This window comes from Achromobacter spanius (assembly GCF_039673305.1).
Classification (GTDB): Bacteria; Pseudomonadota; Gammaproteobacteria; order Burkholderiales; family Burkholderiaceae_B; genus Achromobacter; species Achromobacter spanius_F.
Window position 1 is genome coordinate 82,909 of sequence record NZ_JBDJLJ010000007.1, and the last position, 21,145, is coordinate 104,053.

Annotated in this window: 21 protein-coding genes; 17 read left to right on the forward strand and 4 right to left on the reverse strand. The window is 65.0% G+C overall.

Features of this window, described 5'->3' with window-relative positions:
- Positions 1–115 precede the first annotated feature (115 nt).
- Positions 116–2,566: an endopeptidase La gene (lon, locus tag ABE485_RS09205; RefSeq protein ID WP_346514984.1), complete on the forward strand. Its 2,451-nt coding sequence runs from the start codon at positions 116–118 to the stop codon at positions 2,564–2,566.
- A gap of 97 nt (positions 2,567–2,663) precedes the next feature.
- Here the strand turns inward: lon and lexA are convergent, their stop codons facing one another.
- On the reverse strand, positions 2,664–3,314 hold the full coding sequence (gene lexA / locus ABE485_RS09210; protein WP_346514985.1) for a transcriptional repressor LexA: 651 nt from the start codon (positions 3,312–3,314) through the stop codon (positions 2,664–2,666).
- Between the two features lie 156 nt (positions 3,315–3,470).
- Positions 3,471–4,670 (reverse strand): amino acid aminotransferase, encoded by a 1,200-nt coding sequence (locus tag ABE485_RS09215; RefSeq protein WP_346514986.1) that lies wholly within the window; start codon positions 4,668–4,670, stop codon positions 3,471–3,473.
- Between the two features lie 75 nt (positions 4,671–4,745).
- Between ABE485_RS09215 and uvrB the strand changes: the two genes are divergently transcribed.
- The 11 genes from uvrB to ABE485_RS09270 all read left to right on the forward strand — a co-directional run bounded on the left by uvrB (position 4,746) and on the right by ABE485_RS09270 (position 14,326).
- Positions 4,746–6,812 carry an excinuclease ABC subunit UvrB gene (gene uvrB, locus ABE485_RS09220; RefSeq protein WP_346514987.1) on the forward strand — a complete coding sequence of 689 codons (2,067 nt, stop codon included), beginning with the start codon at positions 4,746–4,748 and terminating at the stop codon, positions 6,810–6,812.
- Positions 6,813–7,061: 249 nt separating this feature from the next.
- The gene (locus tag ABE485_RS09225) at positions 7,062–7,553 is read left to right on the forward strand and encodes a low molecular weight protein-tyrosine-phosphatase (protein WP_006386176.1); all 492 of its coding nucleotides are present in this window, start codon (positions 7,062–7,064) and stop codon (positions 7,551–7,553) included.
- A gap of 191 nt (positions 7,554–7,744) precedes the next feature.
- Complete coding sequence (gene iscR, locus ABE485_RS09230) at positions 7,745–8,284, forward strand: Fe-S cluster assembly transcriptional regulator IscR (protein WP_043517520.1); 540 nt, start codon at positions 7,745–7,747, stop codon at positions 8,282–8,284.
- Between the two features lie 18 nt (positions 8,285–8,302).
- Positions 8,303–9,514 (forward strand): IscS subfamily cysteine desulfurase, encoded by a 1,212-nt coding sequence (locus ABE485_RS09235; RefSeq protein ID WP_346514988.1) that lies wholly within the window; start codon positions 8,303–8,305, stop codon positions 9,512–9,514.
- 33 nt (positions 9,515–9,547) lie between these two features.
- Complete coding sequence (gene iscU / locus ABE485_RS09240; RefSeq protein ID WP_006225297.1) at positions 9,548–9,952, forward strand: Fe-S cluster assembly scaffold IscU; 405 nt, start codon at positions 9,548–9,550, stop codon at positions 9,950–9,952.
- Positions 9,953–9,954: 2 nt separating this feature from the next.
- A complete protein-coding gene (iscA, locus tag ABE485_RS09245; RefSeq protein WP_346514989.1) occupies positions 9,955–10,278 on the forward strand; it encodes an iron-sulfur cluster assembly protein IscA in 324 nt (107 codons plus the stop codon).
- A 3-nt stretch (positions 10,279–10,281) separates the two neighbouring features.
- Positions 10,282–10,794, forward strand: coding sequence for a Fe-S protein assembly co-chaperone HscB (gene hscB / locus ABE485_RS09250; protein WP_346514990.1), 513 nt, complete (start codon positions 10,282–10,284; stop codon positions 10,792–10,794).
- A gap of 72 nt (positions 10,795–10,866) precedes the next feature.
- Positions 10,867–12,729 carry a Fe-S protein assembly chaperone HscA gene (gene hscA, locus ABE485_RS09255; RefSeq protein ID WP_346514991.1) on the forward strand — a complete coding sequence of 621 codons (1,863 nt, stop codon included), beginning with the start codon at positions 10,867–10,869 and terminating at the stop codon, positions 12,727–12,729.
- Positions 12,730–12,738: 9 nt separating this feature from the next.
- A complete protein-coding gene (gene fdx, locus ABE485_RS09260) occupies positions 12,739–13,080 on the forward strand; it encodes an ISC system 2Fe-2S type ferredoxin (protein WP_013394592.1) in 342 nt (113 codons plus the stop codon).
- The gene (gene iscX / locus ABE485_RS09265) at positions 13,080–13,274 is read left to right on the forward strand and encodes a Fe-S cluster assembly protein IscX (protein WP_006225292.1); all 195 of its coding nucleotides are present in this window, start codon (positions 13,080–13,082) and stop codon (positions 13,272–13,274) included. Before fdx ends, iscX begins: the two co-directional genes overlap by 1 nt.
- A 167-nt stretch (positions 13,275–13,441) precedes the next feature.
- Positions 13,442–14,326, forward strand: coding sequence for a methylglyoxal synthase (locus tag ABE485_RS09270; RefSeq protein WP_346514992.1), 885 nt, complete (start codon positions 13,442–13,444; stop codon positions 14,324–14,326).
- Between the two features lie 3 nt (positions 14,327–14,329).
- Here the strand turns inward: ABE485_RS09270 and ABE485_RS09275 are convergent, their stop codons facing one another.
- Entirely contained in the window at positions 14,330–15,268 is a 939-nt protein-coding gene (locus ABE485_RS09275; protein ID WP_346514993.1) for a LysR family transcriptional regulator, read from the reverse strand.
- A 122-nt stretch (positions 15,269–15,390) separates the two neighbouring features.
- Between ABE485_RS09275 and ABE485_RS09280 the strand changes: the two genes are divergently transcribed.
- Genes ABE485_RS09280 through ABE485_RS09290 form a run of 3 tightly spaced genes read left to right on the forward strand, consistent with a single transcriptional unit; the run spans position 15,391 to position 18,379 of the window.
- Entirely contained in the window at positions 15,391–16,365 is a 975-nt protein-coding gene (locus tag ABE485_RS09280) for a Bug family tripartite tricarboxylate transporter substrate binding protein (protein WP_346514994.1), read from the forward strand.
- 20 nt (positions 16,366–16,385) lie between these two features.
- The gene (locus ABE485_RS09285; protein ID WP_346514995.1) at positions 16,386–17,597 is read left to right on the forward strand and encodes a CaiB/BaiF CoA transferase family protein; all 1,212 of its coding nucleotides are present in this window, start codon (positions 16,386–16,388) and stop codon (positions 17,595–17,597) included.
- On the forward strand, positions 17,594–18,379 hold the full coding sequence (locus ABE485_RS09290) for an enoyl-CoA hydratase/isomerase family protein (RefSeq protein WP_346514996.1): 786 nt from the start codon (positions 17,594–17,596) through the stop codon (positions 18,377–18,379). Before ABE485_RS09285 ends, ABE485_RS09290 begins: the two co-directional genes overlap by 4 nt.
- 2 nt (positions 18,380–18,381) lie before the next feature.
- Here ABE485_RS09290 and ABE485_RS09295 read toward each other — a convergent pair whose 3' ends face one another.
- Positions 18,382–19,185, reverse strand: a complete 804-nt coding sequence (locus tag ABE485_RS09295; RefSeq protein ID WP_346514997.1) for an enoyl-CoA hydratase/isomerase family protein — start codon at positions 19,183–19,185, stop codon at positions 18,382–18,384.
- Positions 19,186–19,439: 254 nt separating this feature from the next.
- Between ABE485_RS09295 and ABE485_RS09300 the strand changes: the two genes are divergently transcribed.
- Together ABE485_RS09300 and ABE485_RS09305 are read left to right on the forward strand one after the other, a co-directional pair.
- Positions 19,440–20,264 carry an ABC transporter ATP-binding protein gene (locus ABE485_RS09300; protein WP_346514998.1) on the forward strand — a complete coding sequence of 275 codons (825 nt, stop codon included), beginning with the start codon at positions 19,440–19,442 and terminating at the stop codon, positions 20,262–20,264.
- Entirely contained in the window at positions 20,264–21,142 is an 879-nt protein-coding gene (locus ABE485_RS09305) for a branched-chain amino acid ABC transporter permease (protein WP_346514999.1), read from the forward strand. The genes ABE485_RS09300 and ABE485_RS09305 overlap by 1 nt, the downstream gene beginning before the upstream one ends.
- Positions 21,143–21,145: the final 3 nt, after the last annotated feature.

The window sequence follows — 21,145 nt, forward strand, 5'->3', positions numbered from 1 at the left end:
CCGAGGATCTTGAATTTTCGGCTATTGTTCCCATAACAGACGTAATTGACGAGTTTGCTCGGGTATTCCCTGGCACCCCGTCCCCGATACGCCGAGTCATACAGAGGAACCCCATATGTCTGCCAGCCAGACCCTGCCTTCCGACCCGATCGACCTTCCCCTGCTGCCGCTGCGCGACGTCGTCGTGTTCCCGCACATGGTCATCCCGCTGTTCGTCGGCCGTCCGCGCTCCATCCGCGCGCTCGAGGTTGCGATGGAAGCGGGCAAAAGCATCATGCTGGTGGCTCAAAAGTCCGCCGGCAAGGATGACCCCACGCCCGAAGACGTCTACGAAATCGGCTGCGTCGCTGGCATCCTGCAGATGCTCAAGTTGCCCGACGGCACCGTCAAGGTGCTGGTCGAGGGCACCCAGCGCGCCCGCATCAACACCATCGAGGATGCCGATTCGCACTTCACCTGCCAGGTGTCGCCCATCGAACCGGACGCCATCCAGGGCTCCGAAACCGAAGCCCTGCGCCGCGCGATCGTTGCTCAATTCGAGCAATACGTAAAGCTCAACAAGAAGATCCCCCCGGAGATCCTGACCTCGCTGGCTGGCATCGATGATGCCGGTCGCCTGGCCGATACGATCGCCGCGCATCTTCCCCTGAAGCTCGAGCAAAAGCAGAAGATGCTCGAGATCGTCGGCACGTCCGAACGCCTCGAAGGCTTGCTCACCCAGCTCGAAACCGAAATCGACATCCTCCAGGTCGAGAAGCGGATTCGCGGCCGCGTGAAGAAGCAGATGGAAAAGAGCCAGCGCGACTACTACCTGAATGAGCAGGTCAAGGCCATTCAGAAGGAGCTGGGCGAAGGCGAAGAGGGCGCAGACATCGAAGAGCTCGAAAAGAAGATCATCGCCGCTCACATGCCCAAAGAGGCGCGCAAGAAGGCCGATGCCGAGCTCAAGAAGCTCAAGCTCATGTCGCCCATGTCGGCCGAAGCCACCGTGGTGCGCAACTACATCGATACGCTCATCAATCTCCCCTGGAGAAAGAAGAGCAAGATCAACAACTCGATCAGCAACGCCGAGACGGTGCTGGACAACGACCACTATGGCCTTGAAAAGGTCAAGGAACGGATCCTCGAATATCTTGCCGTGCAACAACGCGTGGACAAGGTGAAGGCGCCGATCCTGTGCCTGGTCGGCCCTCCGGGCGTCGGCAAGACGTCGCTGGGGCAGTCGATCGCCAAGGCGACGAACCGCAAGTTCGTCCGCATGGCGTTGGGCGGCGTGCGCGACGAAGCCGAGATCCGCGGCCATCGCCGTACGTACATCGGCTCCATGCCGGGCAAGATCGTCCAGAACATGTCGAAGGTCGGCGTGCGCAACCCGCTGTTCCTGCTTGATGAAATCGACAAGCTGGGCATGGATTTCCGCGGCGACCCCTCGTCGGCCCTCCTCGAAGTGCTGGATCCGGAACAGAACCACACGTTCCAGGACCACTACATCGAAGTCGACTTCGACCTGTCCGACGTCATGTTCGTGGCGACCAGCAACACGCTGAACATTCCGCCGGCGCTGCTCGACCGCATGGAAGTGATCCGCCTGTCGGGTTACACCGAGGAAGAAAAGATCCATATTGCCCGCGACCATTTGCTGCCCAAGCTGATGAAGAACAACGGCGTGAAGGATAGCGAGCTGACCGTGGATGACAGCGCGCTGCGCGACATCGTGCGCTACTACACCCGCGAAGCCGGCGTGCGTGCGCTCGAACGCGAAGTGGGCAAGATCTGCCGCAAGGTCATCAAGCAGTTGCTGACCCAGAACGACCGCGCCAAGGCCGAAGGCAAGACCGTCGAGGTCAAGCCGGTCAATGTCACGGGCGACAACCTCAGCGACTTCCTGGGCGTGCGGCGCTACGCGTTCGGCATGGCCGAAAAGGAAAACCAGATCGGCCAGGTGACGGGTCTGGCGTGGACGGAAGTCGGCGGCGATCTGCTGACGATCGAAGTCGCGGACATGCCCGGCAAGGGCGTCATCCAGCGCACGGGTTCGCTCGGCGACGTGATGAAGGAGTCGGTCGAGGCGGCGCGTACGGTTGTGCGCTCGCGGGCTCGCCGGCTGGGCTTTGCCGACAGCGTGTTCGAAAAGCACGACATGCACGTCCACGTGCCGGAAGGCGCCACGCCCAAGGACGGCCCGTCCGCGGGTATCGCGATCACCACCGCCATGGTGTCGGCCTTGTCGCGCATCCCGGTGCGCGCCGATGTCGCCATGACCGGCGAGATCACGCTGCGCGGCGAAGTGTTGCCCATCGGCGGCCTGAAGGAAAAGCTGCTGGCGGCCCATCGTGGCGGCATCAAGACGGTCTTGATCCCGGAAGAAAACGTCAAGGATTTGGCGGAGATCCCGGACAACGTCAAGAACCATCTCGAGATCGTGCCGGTGCGCTGGATCGACAAGGTGCTTGAACTTGCCCTGGAGCGTCTGCCCGAGCCCCTGGCAGAGGAAGAGGCGGTCAAGGAGCCCCTGGTGGCCAAACCGGCAGAACCGGGTTCCACCGACCCCGTCCTGAAGCACTGATGGCGCCTTGAGCGCAAGGCGGCCCTGGAAACAGGGCCTCCAACAAAGAAAACCCCGCGTCAGCGGGGTTTTCTTTTTGTGGCTGGCAGCGCGGGAGTCAGTGCAGCGGCTGGGTGCGGATCAGGCCGACCGCAATGCCTTCCAGGGCGAAGTCCTGGTCGGCTTCGACCACGATGGGCTGGAAGTCGGGGTTTTCGGGCAAAAGTTCGATATGGCCGTTCTGGCGCTGCAGGCGCTTGACGGTGACGTCGTCGCCCAGGCGGGCCACGACGATCTGGCCGTTGCGGGCCTCCGAGGCCTTCTTGACGGCCAGCAGGTCGCCTTCAAGGATGCCGGCGTCGCGCATGCTCATGCCGCGCACCTTGAGCAGGTAGTCGGGCGCTTGGGCGAAAAGGCTGGGGTCCACGCCGACTTCGCGTTCGACGTGTTCGGCGGCCAGTATGGGGCTGCCTGCAGCGACGCGGCCCACCAGCGGCAGCAGCAGCTGCGCGAGCGCGGGAATGGGCAGCGAGGCTTGCGCGGGAGCGGCCGAGGCGTCCTTCAGGCGGATGCCGCGCGAAGCGCCGGCGGTGAGTTCGATAGCCCCCTTGCGGGCCAGCGCTTTCAGGTGGTCTTCCGCGGCGTTGGGAGAGCGGAATCCCAGCGCCTGGGCAATTTCGGCGCGCGTCGGCGGAAAACCGGTGCGCGTGACGGTTTGCCTGATGAGATCCAGGATTTGTTGTTGGCGATCCGTGAGTTTGCTGGCCATGGCGATGATCCGGTGCTAGCGGACTGTACATATATACAGCGCCATTCTGGGGGACGCAGCCTAAAAAAGCAAGCTGGTGGGCCGCAAATAAGAACGGGACCCGAAGGTCCCGTTTTTTGCGAGGGCCGGGAAGTGCCGGCCAGCATGCGGCGGGTTTTACAGCACCGCGGCGATGGCGGCTGCCACCTTGTCGATATTGCCGCTGTTCAGGGCAGCCACGCAGATGCGGCCGCTGGACACGGCGTAGACGCCGTGTTCTTCACGCAGGCGATCCACTTGCGCGGCGGAGAGGCCCGAGTACGAGAACATGCCGCGCTGATTCAGCACGAAGCTGAAATCCTGCTTGCCGCCGTGTTCCTTGATCTTGTCGACCAGTTGCTTGCGCATCAGGCGGATGCGTTCGCGCATGCCGGCGAGTTCTTCTTCCCAGAGGGCGAAGAGCTCGGGCGTGTTCAGCACCGTCGAGACCACCGTGCCGCCGTGCGTGGGCGGGTTGGAGTAGTTGGTGCGGATGACGCGCTTCAGCTGGCTGAGCACGCGGGTGGCTTCTTCCTTGCTGCCGGCAACGACCGTCAGCGCGCCGACGCGCTCGCCGTACAGCGAGAACGACTTCGAGAACGAGGAGCTGATGAACATGGTCATGTCCAGGTCGGCGAACATGCGCACGACCGAGGCGTCTTCCGTCAGGCCGTCGCCGAACCCTTGGTAGGCGATGTCCAGGAACGGGACCAGGTTGTTTTCCTTGACGACGGCGGCGATCTGCTTCCACTGGTCAGCGGTGGGATCGGCGCCCGTGGGGTTGTGGCAGCACGCGTGCAGCACCACGATGGTCTTGGCGGGCGCGGCCTTCAGGTCGGCCAGCATGGCTTCGAAGTTCAGGCCGCGAGTGGTGGCGTCGTAGTAGGCGTAGGTGCCGACTTCGAAACCGGCGCGCTCGAACAGGGCGCGGTGGTTTTCCCAGCTGGGGTTGCTGATCAGGACCTTGGAGCCCGGCAGCAGCTGGTGCAGGAAATCGGCGCCGATCTTCAATGCGCCGGTGCCGCCCAGCGCCTGGGTGGTGAGCACGCGGCCGGCTGCGGCCAGTGCGGAATCCTTGCCCAGCAGCAGGGCTTGCGCGCCGCTGTTGTAGCCGGCGATGCCTTCGATCGGCAGGTAGCCGCGGGCAGCCGCGGCTTCGATGCGGGCGGCTTCAGCCTTGCGTACGGCGCCCAGCAGGGGGATCCGTCCCTGATCATCGTAATACACGCCCACGCCCAGGTTCACTTTACCGGGGCGGGTGTCCGCGTTGTATTGTTCGTTCAGGCCAAGAATGGGGTCGCGCGGCGCGAGCTCGACGGAATCGAAAAGGGTGCTCATGGGACTCTGATGAGGTGGGTGGACGCAGTACGAGGTGCTGTGGATAATGGGGGGTTTACCCTGGAACAGTCTAGCATGCCTAAGAGCGCAATAGACCCGAGCGCGGGGGTACCCGCCGCAGGTCCGGGATTCGTCGATTTTCCAGACAGCCCGTTTCATCTTTACCAGCCCTATCCGCCCGCGGGGGACCAGCCCACGGCCATCGAGGGGCTGACGCAGGGTGTCGAAGACGGCCTGATGTTCCAGACGCTCTTGGGGGTGACCGGGTCGGGCAAGACCTACACCATGGCCAACGTCATCGCGCGCCTGGGGCGCCCGGCGCTGGTGCTGGCGCCCAACAAGACGCTGGCCGCGCAGCTCTACGCCGAAATGCGCGAGTTCTTCCCGAAGAACGCGGTGGAGTATTTCGTCTCCTACTACGACTACTACCAGCCGGAAGCCTATGTGCCGACGCGCGACCTGTTCATCGAGAAGGATTCGTCCATCAATGAACACATCGAGCAGATGCGGCTGTCGGCCACGAAAAGCCTGCTGGAGCGCCGCGACACGATCATCGTGGGCACGGTGTCGTGCATCTACGGTATCGGTAATCCCGGCGATTATCACGCGATGGTGCTGATCCTGCGGGCCGGCGACCAGATAGCCCGGCGCGAGATCCTCGCGCGCCTGGTCGCCATGCAGTACACCCGCAACGACGCGGAGTTCACGCGTGGGGTATTCCGCGTGCGCGGTGAAACCATCGACATCTTCCCGGCGGAAAGCGCGGAACTCGCATTGCGCGTGACGCTGTTCGACGACGAAATCGAAAGCCTGGAACTCTTCGATCCGCTGACGGGACGCATCCGCCAGAAGCTGCCGCGCTTCACGGTGTACCCGGGCTCCCACTATGTGACGCCGCGCGACACCGTGCTGCGCGCCATCGAAACCATCAAGGAAGAGCTGCGCGAACGCGTCAAACGGTTCGTCGACGACGGCCACCTCGTCGAGGCCCAGCGCCTGGAGCAGCGCACTCGTTTCGATCTGGAAATGTTGCAGGAGCTGGGGTTCTGCAAAGGCATCGAAAACTACTCCCGCCACTTGTCCGGCGCGGCGCCGGGCGATCCGCCGCCCACCCTGATCGATTACCTGCCGTCCGACGCGCTGATGTTCATCGACGAAAGCCACGTCACCATCGGCCAACTGAGCGCCATGTATCGCGGCGACCGATCGCGCAAGGAAACCCTGGTCCAGTATGGCTTTCGCCTGCCGTCGGCGCTGGACAACCGCCCGCTCAAGCTCGAAGAGTTCGAGGCGCGGATGCGCCAGTGCGTATTCGTATCCGCCACGCCGGCCGCCTATGAAAAGGAACACACCGACAACGTGGTGGAGCAGGTGGTGCGTCCAACCGGCCTGGTCGACCCGGTTGTCGAGGTGCTGCCTGCCCGCACGCAGGTGGACGACCTGCTGGGCCAGATCAAGGCCCGCGTCTCGCAGGGCGATCGCGTGCTGGTCACCACTCTGACCAAGCGCATGGCCGAAGATCTGACCGACTTCCTGAGCGAGCACGGCGTGAAGGTGCGCTATCTGCACTCTGATATCGATACGGTCGAACGCGTCGAGATCCTGCGCGACTTGCGGTTGGGCACGTTTGATGTGCTGGTCGGGATCAACCTGCTGCGCGAAGGGCTGGACATACCCGAAGTGTCGCTGGTGGCCATCCTCGACGCCGACAAGGAAGGGTTCCTGCGTTCCGAGCGCAGCCTTATCCAGACGATCGGGCGCGCGGCGCGCAACCTGAACGGCCACGCCATTCTTTACGCGGATCGCATTACGGATTCGATGCAGCGCGCCATGGAAGAAACCAGCCGCCGCCGCGCCAAGCAGATCCAGTTCAACGCCGATCACGGCATTACGGCGCGTGGCGTCCAGAAGGCGGTGCGCGAACTGATCGACGGCATCGTCGCACCGGCCCAGCACGATGCGCTGGAAGCCGCGGTGCCTGCCGAACTGCTGAAGGACGAGAAGGCGCTGGCCCGCGAAATCAAGCGCCTGGAAAAGCTGATGATGGACCACGCGAGGAATCTCGAGTTCGAGCAGGCTGCGGCTGCCCGGGATTCCTTGAATGCCCTGAAGCAAAGGGTGCTGCTGGATGGCGCGGTGTAGGCGCAGGAAAGTATCTGAATGTGTCTTTTCGCTGACTGTCTGCTGAATTGCGCCTAAATGTGCTGCGTTGCAATCATGTTGTCGCAATCACGGAAATTGCTGTCGGGAAGCTTTCATCATCTACTTGAAAAGTGTGTTCCAAGGTCATGATTTAGTTGACAAAAGAACAGGGACAGATTTGCTTTTGATCAATTGCGCAGCCGCAAAAAAAGCTTGCCTTATCTCGGGTTTTCCCGCACACTTGCTCTCATGATGACCAAGGTACTTTTCGTTTGCATGGGCAATATCTGTCGCTCGCCGAGCGCAGAGGGCGTGTTTCGCCATTTGGTGAATGACGCGGGTTTGGGCGATGTCGTGCGCATCGACTCCGCGGGCACGCACGCGTTTCATATCGGCGAGGCGCCTGATGCCCGGGCGCAGGCTGCTGCACGTAAGCGCGGCTACGAGATCACCCACTGTGAGGCGCGTCAGGTCACCGCGGAAGATTTCCGCGATTTCGACCTGATTCTTGCCATGGATTGGGACAACCTGTCCGCCATGCAGCAGCAATGCCCCAAGGCTTATCAGCACAAGCTGATGCTGCTGATGCGCTTTGCCAATGAGTTCGAAGAGGCCACCGTGCCCGATCCTTATTACGGCGGCGCAGACGGCTTTGGCAAGGTCCTGGACTACCTTGAAGACGCCTGTCAGGGTGTTCTCGAATTGGTCCGTAAGCGCGCCACCCAGTACCAGGCTGCTTGATTGCACGGCTAGGAGCCGCGCACGGCGTGGTTCCCAAGGCACATGGCAGTGAAAAACCGCGCAAATGCGCGGTTTTTTCTAGCCAGGAGCCATACCAAATTAGTCGGGAATAGGCTATACTTGAGCCAATTACTCGGGTATTGGCCCGCTGGATTCGCCGGCGGCCATTGCCGAATCACAGGGAACCCACCATGCGGCTAACTACCAAAGGGCGTTTCGCCGTGACTGCCATGATCGATCTGGCTATGCGGCAGCATAGCGGTCCGGTCACTCTTGCGGCCATCAGCCAGCGTCAGAACATCTCGCTGTCCTATCTGGAACAGCTATTCGGAAAACTGCGCCGCCACGAACTCGTGGACAGCGTGCGCGGTCCGGGTGGCGGCTATTCTCTTGCCCGCCTGGCGCGCAACGTGACGGTCGCCGACATCATCTTTGCCGTCGACGAGCCCCTGGACGCCACCAGTTGTGGCGGCAAGCGGGACTGTACGAGCGGCAACGATGGCAAGCCGGGCAAATGCATGACGCACGAGCTCTGGGCCACGTTGAATCGCAAGATGGTGGATTACCTGGATTCGGTGTCCCTGCAAGATCTGGTTGATCAGCAGCGTGTACGCCAATTGCAGGAAGCCAGCAATCAAGCGCAGGCTTGCGCGGTGCGAGTGAACCGGGTGGGAGGCGCCAACGCCGCCAACGCCCCGACCACCACCGTCGCGGCCAATGCCACCGTATAAGAAGTAGGAGTTGTAGAAATGACCACCCGCCCGATCTATCTGGATTATTCGGCCACGACGCCCGTCGACCCCCGCGTCGTGGACAAGATGGTGCCCTGGCTGTACGAAAACTTCGGCAACCCCGCTTCGCGCAGCCATGCGTTCGGCTGGGAATCCGAAGAAGCCGTGGAGCGCGCCCGCGAGGAAGTCGCCAAGCTGGTCAACGCCGACCCGCGTGAAATCGTCTGGACCTCCGGCGCAACCGAGTCCGACAACCTGGCCATCAAGGGCGCCGCGAATTTCTACGCCGAGCGCGGCAAGCACATCATTACCGTCAAGACCGAGCACAAGGCCGTGCTGGACACCTGTCGCGAACTGGAGCGCCAGGGCTTCGAGGTCACGTACCTGAACGTCAAGGACAACGGCCTGATCGACCTGGATGTCTTCAAGGCTGCGCTGCGTCCGGACACCGTGCTGGTGTCCGTGATGATGGTGAACAACGAAATCGGCGTGATCCAGGACGTGGAAACGCTGGGCGAAATCTGCCGCGAGAAGGGCATCATCTTCCACGTGGACGCCGCGCAGGCGACCGGCAAGGTGGAAATCGACCTGCAAAAGCTCAAGGTCGACCTGATGTCGTTCTCGGCGCACAAGACTTACGGCCCCAAGGGCATCGGCGCGCTGTACGTGCGCCGCAAGCCGCGCATCCGCATCGAAGCGCAGATGCACGGCGGCGGCCATGAGCGCGGTTTCCGCTCGGGCACCCTGGCCACGCACCAGATCGTCGGCATGGGCGAGGCTTTCCGCCTGGCCCGCGAGGAAATGGGCACCGAGAACGAACGCATCCGCATGCTGCGCGACCGCCTCTGGAACGGCCTGTCGGAGATCGAAGAGGTCTACCTGAACGGCGACATGGACCAGCGCGTGCCGCACAACCTGAACGTCAGCTTCAACTACGTCGAAGGCGAGTCCCTGATCATGGCGATCAAGGAACTGGCCGTTTCCAGCGGTTCGGCCTGCACCTCGGCCAGCCTGGAGCCGTCCTATGTGCTGCGCGCCCTGGGCCGCAACGATGAACTGGCGCACAGTTCGATCCGTTTCACGCTGGGCCGTTTCACGACCGAGCAGGAAGTGGATTTTGCGGTTGAACTGATCAAGAGCCGGGTTGGCAAGCTGCGCGATATGTCGCCGCTTTGGGAAATGGCCAAGGAAGGCATCGACTTGAACACCGTGCAGTGGGCTGCGCACTAAACGCCCGCGCCTTGAAATACGTGGAGAATTAACATGTCTTACAGCACCAAAGTCCTGGATCACTACGAAAACCCGCGCAACGTCGGTTCGTTCGACAAGTCGGACGAGTCGGTGGGCACCGGCATGGTCGGCGCGCCGGCCTGTGGCGACGTCATGAAGCTGCAGATCAAGGTCAATGAGGCCGGCGTGATCGAAGACGCGCGCTTCAAGACCTATGGCTGTGGCTCGGCCATTGCGTCCAGCTCCCTGGTGACCGAATGGGTCAAGGGCAAGACGCTGGATCAGGCGATGAACATCCGCAACACGCAGATCGCCGAAGAACTGGCGCTGCCGCCCGTGAAGGTTCACTGTTCCATCCTGGCTGAAGACGCAATCAAGGCCGCGGTGCAGAACTACAAAGAAAAGCACTCGGTCCCGGCCGAAGCTGTGGCGGGCTGATCATGTCCGTTACCCTGACCCAACAGGCTGCCACCCATATCGGCCGCTACTTGCAGAAGCGCGGAAAGGGTATCGGCTTGCGGCTCGGCGTTAGGACGACGGGCTGCTCCGGCATGGCCTACAAGCTGGAGTACGTCGACGAGGTTGAGTCGGAAGACGTCGTGTTCGAGAGCTTCGGCGTGAAGGTCTTCATCGACCCCAAGAGCCTGTCCTACCTCGACGGCACGGAGCTCGACTACGCCCGCGAGGGCCTGAACGAAGGTTTCAAGTTCCGCAACCCCAACGAAAAGGCGACCTGCGGCTGCGGCGAGTCGTTCACGGTGTAACTCTTGGCTGGTGACGATCACTTCAGCCTGTTCGGCTTGCCGGCGCGCTTCGACCTGGACGCCAAGGCGCTCGAAAGCGCCTGGCGCACCGTCGCCGCACAGGTGCATCCCGACCGCTACGCCACGGCCAGCCCCGCGGAACGCCGCGTGGCCATGCAGTGGGCGGCCCGCGCCAACGAGGCTTATCGCCAGTTGAGGGATCCGCTGCTGCGCGCGCGCTACCTGTGCGAACAGGCGGGCGTGGACCTGCAGACCGAAAGCAACACGTCCATGGACACGGCTTTCCTGATGCAGCAGATGACCTGGCGCGAAATGCTGGACGATGCGCGCGAGGACGACGGCGCCTTGCAGGCACTGCAATCCGAACTGGACGACGCGCGCACCGAAATGCGCGCCACGCTGACCCGTTTGCTGGACGAAGAGCAAGACTACGCGACGGCCGGGCTCAAGGTGCGGGAATGGATGTTCGTGGAAAAGCTGGCGCAAGAGCTGGCGCACGTGCAGCCCGCTGGATAGCCAAAGGCGCGCTGCGGCGCCCGCGATGCGGACGCCGGCACAGCGCGGCCTACTGACCAGAAAAATAGAATCATGGCCTTATTGCAGATATCCGAGCCCGGCGAGTCGCCCGCGCCGCACCAGCGCAAGCTGGCGGTCGGGATAGACCTGGGCACCACCAATTCGCTCGTCGCGGCGGTGCGCAGCAGCGTTGCCGAAGTGCTGCCCGACGCCCAGGGCCACGCCTTGCTGCCGTCGGCGGTGCGCTATTTCCCTGACGGAAAGGTCACCACCGGCCGCGAGCCGCTGGCCCAGCAGGCCGAAGACCCCCTGAACACGGTGGTGTCGGTCAAGCGCTTCATGGGTCGTTCGCTGGAAGAGGCCCGCGCCTCGCGCGCGCCGTATGAATTCGTGGACGCGCCCGGCATGGTGCGCATCCGCACGGCCCAGGGCGACCTGAGCCCGGTCGAAGTTTCGGCGCAGATCCTGGCGGTGCTGCGCCAGCGCGCCGAAGACGTGCTGGGCGACGACCTGGTGGGCGCAGTCATCACCGTGCCGGCCTATTTCGACGATGCCCAGCGCCAGGCGACGCGCGACGCGGCGCGGCTGGCCGGGCTGAACGTGCTGCGCCTGCTGAACGAGCCGACCGCGGCGGCGATTGCCTACGGGCTGGATAACGCCGCCGAAGGCGTGTACGCCGTGTACGACCTGGGCGGCGGCACGTTCGACATTTCCATCCTGCGCCTGACGCAGGGCGTCTTCGAAGTGATTTCCACCGGCGGCGACACCGCGCTGGGTGGCGACGATTTCGACGCCTTGATCGCGGATCACGCCGTGGCCACGCTGAGCGCGGGCGACTTGTCGCACGCGGATCGCCGAGCCCTGCTGATGGCGGCGCGCGCCGCCCGCGAGGCCCTGTCCGACGCCGACACGGCTGCTCTCAAGCTGACGCTGTCGGGCGGCCGCGAGGTCGATCTGGTCCTGACGCGCGACAAGTTCGAAGCACTGGCCCAGCCGCTGATCGAGCGCACGCTGGATTGCGCCCGCCGCGCGTTGCGCGATGCGTCGCTCAAGGCGGCGGACGTGCGCGGCGTCGTCATGGTGGGTGGCGCGACGCGCATGCCCGTCGTGCGCGCCGCCGTGGCCCGGGCTTTCGGCACCGAGCCCCTGACCGACCTGGATCCTGACCAGGTCGTGGCGCTGGGTGCGGCCCTGCAGGCCAATCTGCTTGCAGGCAACCGCGCGCCCGGTGAAGACTGGCTGCTGCTGGATGTGATTCCGTTGTCGCTGGGCCTGGAAACCATGGGCGGGCTGGTCGAGCGCATCATTCCGCGCAACAGCACCATCCCCGTGGCGCGCGCCCAGGAATTCACGACCTTCAAGGACGGCCAGACGGCCATGAGCATCCACGTGGTGCAGGGCGAGCGCGACCTGGTGGCGGATTCCCGTTCGCTGGCGCGCTTCGAACTGCGCGGCATTCCGCCCATGGTGGCGGGCGCGGCCCGCATCCGGGTGACCTTCCAGGTGGACGCGGACGGTCTGCTCAGCGTGACCGCGCGTGAACAGAGCCAGGGCGTCGAAGCCATGGTGTCCGTCAAGCCGTCCTACGGCCTGTCGGACGATGAAATCTCGCGGATGCTGGCCGACAGCGTGGCCCAGGCCGATACCGACGCCAAGGCCCGCATGCTGCGCGAACAGCAGGTGGATGCGCGCCAGCTGGTGGAGTCCGTGCAGGCGGCGCTGGCCGTCGACGGGGACCTGCTGGACGCCGACGAGCGCAAGCGGGTGGACGAGTGCCTCCAGGCCGCGATCGCGGCGCAGGAAGCCCAGGATGTGGACACGGTGACCGAGGCCGTGCAGGCCTTGTCCGCCGCGACGGACGAATTTGCCGCGCGCCGGATGGACCGCAGCATCCGCGCCGCGCTGGCCGGCCGCAAACTTGACGAAATCGCCTGATAAAAAGCTATGCCGAAACTGACTGTATTGCCTCATCCCGACTATTGCCCGGAAGGCGCGGTGATCGAAGACGCGCCCAAGGGCGTGTCGATCTGCCGGGTGCTGCTGGACAACCATATCGACATCGAGCACGCCTGCGAGCTTTCTTGCGCCTGCACGACCTGTCACGTGGTGGTGAAGCAAGGGTATTCGTCCCTGGAAGACGCGACGGACGATGAAGAAGACCTGCTGGACAAGGCCTGGGGCCTGACCCCGACGTCGCGCCTGTCGTGCCAGGCCCTGGTGACCGATGCCGACCTGACGGTCGAAATCCCCAAGTACACGATCAACCACGCGAAAGAGGGCCATTGATGAAGTGGACCGACACCTACGATATCGCCGCCGCGCTGGTGGACGCGCACCCGGACGTGGACCCCAAGACGCTGCGGTTCACGCAGCTGCGCGAATGGGTCATGGCGCTGCCGGAATTCAGCGATGATCCCGCCCATTGCGGCGAGAAGATCCTGGAGGCCATCCAGATGGCCTGGATCGACGAGGCGGACTGAACGCCAAGCCTGAAGACGCTCCCTGGTGGAGCGTTTTTTTTGCGCGGGCCGCAACGCGGCTGGCGTGACGTGGGCGCGCGCGGAGTCCAGGGCTGACATGCCGCGGTCGCGATGGCCACGGTATCATCGGGGATTCGTACGTTGTCCTTACCAGCCCGAGTCTACCGATGCCCGCTGCCCAATTGCGTTTTGGCCTGGCCGCCAATCGACTGCACCATGAAACCCCCGATGCCGCCTTGTTCACTTGGCTGCGCGCGTGCTCGTCCACGATACGTGAACTGGGCGTGCAGCTGCACACGGTGGGCCGCACCCATGACGCGATCGTGCGCGAGGGCATGCTGCAGGGCTATGGCGGGCTGATCCGCTATCCCTATGGCCGCGAGGGCGGCCTGATGAAGCTGGTGGCGCGCGTGACCGAAGGGCGCGACGGGCAGGCGCCGTTCGACGGCGCGATCTACCTGATCGATCCCGTCGATCCTTCGTCGATTTTCCCGGAGGCGCTGGCGCTCAAGCGCCAGTGCATCACGCACGGCCGCCCGTTCATTTCGACGCTGGCCGGCGCCATCGAATGGATGGAAGTCGAACGCATCCATGCCGGCCTGGCGCCGGACGCCTCGGTGTCGCGCCACTTCAACTTCACGGGGCAGACGCTGGCGATGATCGCCCACGATGCGCTCAAGGATGAAATGGTCGCCTTCGCCAGCGAGCACTTCGACGTCCTGTCGCGCTTTGCGCGGCGCGTGGCCACGGGCACCACCGGCGGCCGCCTGAACGAGCTGGCCTGGTCGCGCGGCTGGCCCAAGGACACCCCCTGGGTGCATCGCTACCTGAGCGGGCCGCTGGGCGGCGACGCGCAGATCGCGGAACTGGTGCTCGAGCACCAATGCCAGCGCGTCATCTTCTTTGAAGACCCGCACGTGGCCCGCCAGCACGAAGCCGACATCCAGTTGCTGGAACGCGCGGTGCGCGTGGTCACGGAGTCGGCCACTTGCGCGACGTCGCCCACGGTGGCGCGGCGCTGGGCGCAAGCCGTTGAAAAGCGGATCATCTGACCGCTAAGCGGGCGACGCGGGACGCGATTGCGTGATGATGTGGGCGATGCGGTCGGCGACGGCCGACGCCGCCATCGACACCGGCAGGACGTCCGAGCGGCAAAGAAACACCGGCCGGGTCAATCTGGGCTTGCCTATGCGGCGCAGCACCACGTCGCCGCGGCTGGCTTCCTGGCGCACGGCCTCGTGCGACAGGATCGTGTGCGCAACCCCGGCCTGGGCCAGTTCGATCAATTGCGGGATGGCGTTGGCCTCGGCAATGATGCGGAATTCGACCCGTTCGCGCTGCTGGTATTGATCCAGCAAGCGGCGCAGGCTGTGGGGACTGCCGGGCAGCACCAGCGGCAACGCCGCTAGCGCGCGCAGGCTCATGGCCGGCAGCGCGGCCAGTTCCGATGCCGGTTTCCTGCCGGGCTTGGCGGCCGGCGGCGACACGACCACCAGTTCTTCGTCGATCAGGTGCTGGAACCGCAGGTCGACGGACGCCTCGTCGCTGAACGTGAGTCCCAGGTCGGCATGGCCTGAACTGACGAAGCCCGGGATGTACCCGGTGCTGGACTCGATGATCTTCAGATAAACGCCGGGCCAGTGCTGAAGGCTGAACCGCAATAGCGGCACGGTGAGCAGCTTGGCCATGGACATCGACATGGCCACCGACACCGTCCCGCGCGGCGCGCTCAGGTCTTCACGCACATCCGCACGCGCCGCGTCGATGCGGCCCAGGATCTCGCGGGCGTGCGCCAGCAGGCGCGAGCCGGCGGCAGTCGGCGTGACGCCCCGGGCGCTGCGATGCAGCAGCACCACGCCCAGATCTTCCTCCAGATTCCGGATCAGCAGGCTCAGCGCCGGCTGGGCCACGTGCAGGGCGGCTGCGGCGCGGCTGATCGAACCCGTTGAAACCACGGCGACAAAGCATTGCATCGCGCGAATGGACATGGACATGGGCGGCGCTCCGGAAGGGCCATCACTTTTTTATTATGGCCTGCATATTTAAACGGTATTTCTAATATATCAAGCCGCTTCGGATAATGAGCGCCATCCCGATAAAAAACACTGGAGACATCATGACGCTCAACAAAATCCTTGCCGCGTGCCTGGCCTCGGCATTCGTGGCGGCGCCGGCCGTCGCCGACAACTGGCCGTCCAAGCCCATCACGCTGGTCGTGCCGTTTTCCGCGGGCGGGCCGACCGACTTCATCGCACGCCTGGTGGCGGAGCCGCTGGCGCGCGAACTGGGGCAGCAGGTCATCGTGCAGAACAAGCCGGGCGCGAGCGGCAACGTGGGCTACCAGAGCGTCCTGAACGGTCCGGCCGACGGCTACACGCTGATGCACAACACGGTGGCCATGCAGGCCATCAATCCGCTGATGTATCCCAGTGCGAAGATGCATCCGCTGAAGGACTACGTGCCCGTCGGCACGACGGGCGCCATGCCCAACCTGCTGGTCGTCAACCCCGAGCGCACGCCCGTCAAGACGCTGGCCGAGCTGGTCGAGCGCGGACGCAGCGCGCCGCATGGACTGAGCTACGCGACGTTCGGGCCGGGCAGCTCGCCGCACGTGTACGGCGCATCGCTGCAGAAGCTGGCGAATTTCCAGGCGGTGGGCGTGGCCTACAAGGGCAGCGCCAATGCCGTGACCGACGTGATCGGCGGGCAGGTCGACTTTCTGTTCGACAGCATGTCCACCAGCATCGGGCAGGTGCAGGGCGGGCGCCTCAAGGCGCTGGCGATCACGTCCGCGCAACGCTCGCCGCTGCTGCCGGATGTGCCGACGCTGAAGGAAGCCGGTTATCCCAGCCTGGACCTCAAGTTCTGGTTCTCGCTGCAGACGCCCGCGGGCACGCCGGACGACGTGGTGCAGAAGCTGCGCGCCGCCGTTGCCAAGGTCGTGGCCAGCGAGGCCTACCGCAAGGCGATGCAGGAGCGCGGCGCGGAGGCGTTCCAGGTGGCGCCGGCGAGCCTGGACGAATTCTTCAAGCACGAAACCGCCCAGTGGACGCAGGCCGCGAACACCATCGGGCTCAAGGCCGAACAGTGAATACGCCGGGCGAGAATCGCATGACTCCATTGAAGAACATCACGGTCCTGGACCTGAGCAAGGTGCTGGCGGGACCGCTCTGCGGGCAGTATCTGGGCGAGCTGGGCGCGCGCGTCATCAAGGTCGAGCCCGTGGGCACGGGCGACGACACGCGGGCCTGGCTGCCGCAGGACGCCGGCGAGTCGGCGACCTTCCTGGCGGTCAATCACAACAAGCGCAGCCTGGCGGTGGACCTGAAGACCGAACAGGGCCGCGCCGTCGTGCACAGGCTGGCCGCGCAGGCCGACGTGGTGCTGCAGGGATTCGGCGGCAAGACCGCCGCGCGCCTGGGCGTGGATTACGAGACGCTGCGCGGCATCAATCCCCGCATCGTGTATTGCGAGATCTCGGGCTACGGCCGCGAGGGCCCGATGGGCGAGGAGCCGGGCTACGACGTCATGCTGCAGGCCTTCAGCGGGATGATCAGCACGATGGGCGAGCCGGGCGGAAACTTTGCGCGCGCCAGCTTTTCGCCGGTGGACCTGGGCACGGGCTCGTTCGCGCTGAGCGGCATCCTGGCCGCGCTGCTGGAACGCAGCCAGACGGGCGAGGGGCAGTACCTGGACGTGTCGCTGCTCGATACGTCAATGGGATTGATGTCCTACATGGCGCAGAATTATTGGCGCACGGGCAAGGTGCCTCGCCGCATGGGCACCGGCCATCCGGCGATGTGCCCATACCAGGCCTTCCGGGCCGCCGACGGCGACCTGATGCTGGGCGTGGGCAACGATGCGCAATGGCAGCGCTTCTGCGCGGTTGCCGGGCTGCAGGATCATGTGAACGCGACCGAGTTCGCGACCAATGCCGATCGCGTCAGGAACTTCGATGCGACCGTTGCCCTGGTGCAGTCGCGGATCGAAACGCGCACGGTCGCGCAATGGCTGGAACTGCTCAAGCCCGCGGGGATTGCGTGCTCCGCGATCCATACGCTGGACCAGGCGCTGGCTCATCCTCAGGTCGCTGCGCGCGAGCTCATCGTGACCAGCCAGCATCCGGTGCTGGGCGAAGTGCGGAACGTGGGACTGCCGATACGGTTCGGCCGCCAGCGGCGCCAGGCCGCGTTGCCGGCGCCGATGCTGGGCGAGCACAGCCGCGAAGTCCTGGCCGGACTGGGCTATACGCAATCCGAGATCGAAGCGATGCTGGCCGACGGAAGCGTCCAGCAGAACACCCGCAATGGAGGCGCGGCATGAAGCATCTACGTTATGAAGTCCGCGACGGCATCGCGGAGATCCATCTGTGCCATGCGCCCGTCAATGCGCTGGACGTGGACGTGCTGGACGAACTGATCGGCGCGCTGGAGCGGGCGAACGCGGATCCCGACGTGCGCGCGGTGCTGCTGGCCAGCGGCCTGCCCGGACGGTTCTGCGCCGGCCTGGACATGAAGAAGCTGGTGCAGAGCGCGCCCGCGCGCGTGCACGAGCTGCTGACCAAGCTGTACATCAAGCTGTACGACGCGCAGTTCAACCTGACCAAGCCGTCGATCTCGGTGGTGTCCGGCGCCGTGCGCGGCGGCGGCATGACGGTGGCGATTTCCAGCGACATGATCGTGGCCGCCGACACCGCCACGTTCGGCTATCCGGAGATCGACGTCGGCGTCTTGCCCGCCATCCATTACGTGCACCTGCCGGCCATCGTCGGCAAACACCGGGCGTTCGATCTGCTGTTTACCGGCCGCACCTTCGGCGCCGAAGAGGCGCACGCGATGGGACTGGTGACGCGCCTTGCGCCCGAGGCGAGGCTGCTGGACGAGGCGCGCGCCCTGGCGCGGTCGCTGGCGGACAAGCCGCCGCAGGTGCTGGCGATGGGCCGGCGCGCCTTCGTGTACAGCAACGACAATGAATACCGGCGCAGGGTCGCCACGGCGGTTGAGGTGTTCTGCAACGCCGCCGCCACGCCCGAGGCCCGTGAAGGCTTGAGCGCCTTCGTGCAGAAGCGCGCGCCGGACTGGGCCCGCGCCGCCGAGCCGCGCTAGCGCTACTGGCCGGTAAAGCGGGCAGGGCGCTTTTCGCGGAAAGCCGTGACGCCTTCCGAAAAATCCGCGCGTGCCGCGGATCGCAGGAATTGCGCCGTTTCTTCGGCGAGCTGCGTTTCCAGCGAAGCATGCGCGGCGGTACGCAGCAGAGCCTTGGCGCCCGCGATGCCGTGCGGCGCATGGCGGGCGAGGTCTTGCGCGTAAGCCTGCGCCGCGTCGGCAAGGGTGCCGGCCGGCGCCGTCCGCGTGACGATGCCCCATGCCAGCGCGTCGTCCGCGGTGAAGGCGTCGTGCCTAAGCAGCAGGTCCAGCGCGCGCTTGGGGCCCACGGCGCGCATGAGGCCGTGCGTCATGCCGGCGTCGGGCGTGGCGCCAAGTTTCAGGTAGGCCGTCATGAAGCGCGTGCCCGCGTCGGCGATGGCGAGGTCGCACGCCAGCACCAGCGACAGGCCGGCGCCCGCAGCCACGCCATGCGCCTGCGCGAGCCACACCTTTTCCATGCGCGCGATCCGCGCGATGAAATCGTTGAGCGGCGTGAACAGATCCGACAGCGTGGCCCGCACCGTCGCGGGCTCTCCGGTGAACATGCCGATGTCTCCGCCCGCGCAGAACGCCTTGCCTGCCGCCCGCAGCACGACGACGCGCACCGCGTCGCGGGTTTCGATCCATTGCGCGGCCCGAAGCAAGTCTCGGGCCATGGCGACGTCGATGGCGTTGAGGGTGTCCGCGCGATTCAGCGTGATGGTTGCGAGCGCGCCGTCGGTCTCCAGCAGCAGCGTCTGGAACACCGGAAGTTCCTGGGTCATGGCTTGTCTCCGTTTTCGGGTAAATACCAACTGTCGATCCAAAAACCGCGATGCTATGGTCTGAACCGAGCGCTTGCTTGGTTTTGTTTTGAGCACGCTTAGCGTAACGCATAGAACGATTTTCCGGCGCTGTACTGGCGTAGGTAAAGACAGGTTCGTTGCATCTCCTGCCTCGCGGGTTCGCCAGGTTCACCGTCGTAAAAAATGTCCGCCCCAGGCGGCGAGAAAACTTCGCAAAAAAAGCGAGGAGACAAATGGTGGATCAGTCCGACAGGCCTGCCTTGCTGGAGGCGGATGGGGTGACGTTGGCGTTCGGCGGGGTCAAGGCGCTTACCGGCGTGGGCTTTCGCGTGGCGCCCGGGTCCATCACCACGGTCATCGGCCCGAACGGCGCCGGCAAGACCTCGCTGTTCAACACCATCTCCGGCTTCTACCGGCCCGCATCGGGGCAGATCCGCTTTGAAGGGCGCGACATCACGCGCATGCCCGCGCCGGAGCGCGCCAAGCTCGGCCTGGCGCGCAGCTTCCAGAACATCGCCCTGTTCCGCGGCATGACGGTGCTGGACAACATCAAGCTGGGCCGCCATGCGCACCTGCGCACCAATGTGCTGGACGCGCTGTTCTATCTGGGACGCGCGCGTCGCGAGGAAATGGCGCTGCGGGCGGACATCGAAGAACGCATCATCGACTTCCTGGAGATCGACCACATCCGCCACGCGCCGGTGGCGGCGCTGTCGTACGGGCTGCAAAAGCGCGTCGAACTGGCGCGGGCGCTGGCGATGAATCCCAAGGTGCTGATGCTGGACGAACCCGTCGCGGGCATGAACCGCGAGGAAACCGACGACATGGCGCGCTTCATCCTGGATGCGCGGTCCGAGTGGGGCGTGACGGTGCTGATGGTGGAGCACGACATGGGCATGGTGATGGATCTGTCCGACCACGTCGTGGTGCTGAACTTCGGGCAGGTCATCGCGGACGGCACGCCGTCCGAGGTGCAGGCCAATCCGGAGGTCATCAAGGCGTACCTGGGCGCGGGCGACGTGGGCGACCTGCGCCGGCGGCTGCGGGAGGCGGCCTGATGGACTGGCTGTTCTTCCTGGAGGTCACGCTGGCCGGACTGGGCAGCGGCGGCCTGTATGCCCTGGCCGCGCTGGCGTTCGTCATCGTCTACAAGGCGACGCGGGTGGTCAACATCGCCATCGGCGAATTCCTGATGCTGGGCGCCTACGTGTTCTACGCGTTCGCCACGGGAATGGCGTGGCCGATCTGGCTGGCCATCGTCGGCGCAGTGGTGGTGTCCGGCGCCCTGGGTGCGGTGGTCGAGCGCCTGACGATACGGCCGATGCTGGGCGAATCGCCGATCTCCGTCTTCATGATCACCGTGGGCTTGGCCTCCATCCTGGTGGGCGCGGTCGAGCTCATCTGGACGGCCGACCAGCGCCGCCTGCCCGAATTCATGCCGCGCGCGCCCGTCATGGTGGGCGAGGCGTTCGTCGCGCCCAAGGTCTTCTACGGCTTCTGGGTGGCGGTGGTGCTGGCCCTGCTGGTGCTGGTGGTGTTCCGCTACTGGCGCGGCGGGGTGGCGCTGCGCGCCACGGCGTCCGACCAGGGCGCGGCCTACGCCATGGGCATCAACGTGCCGCGCGTGTTTTCGCTGGCCTGGGTGGCGGCGGGTGCGATCGCCGCGGTGTCCGGCGTGATCGTGGGCGCCATCGGCGGGATTTCCTCATCGATGGGCGTGTTCGGCCTGTCGGTGCTGGTGGTGGTGATCGTGGGCGGCCTGGACAGCGTGGCCGGGGCGCTGGTCGGCGGCATCTTCATCGGCCTGCTGGAAGCCTGGGCGGGGGCCTACATGGGGGGCGAGTACAAGCTGCTGGCCACCTTCATCGTGCTGGTGGTGGTGCTGATGGCCAGGCCGTACGGCCTGTTCGGCACCCGTGAAATCGAGAGGCTCTGATCC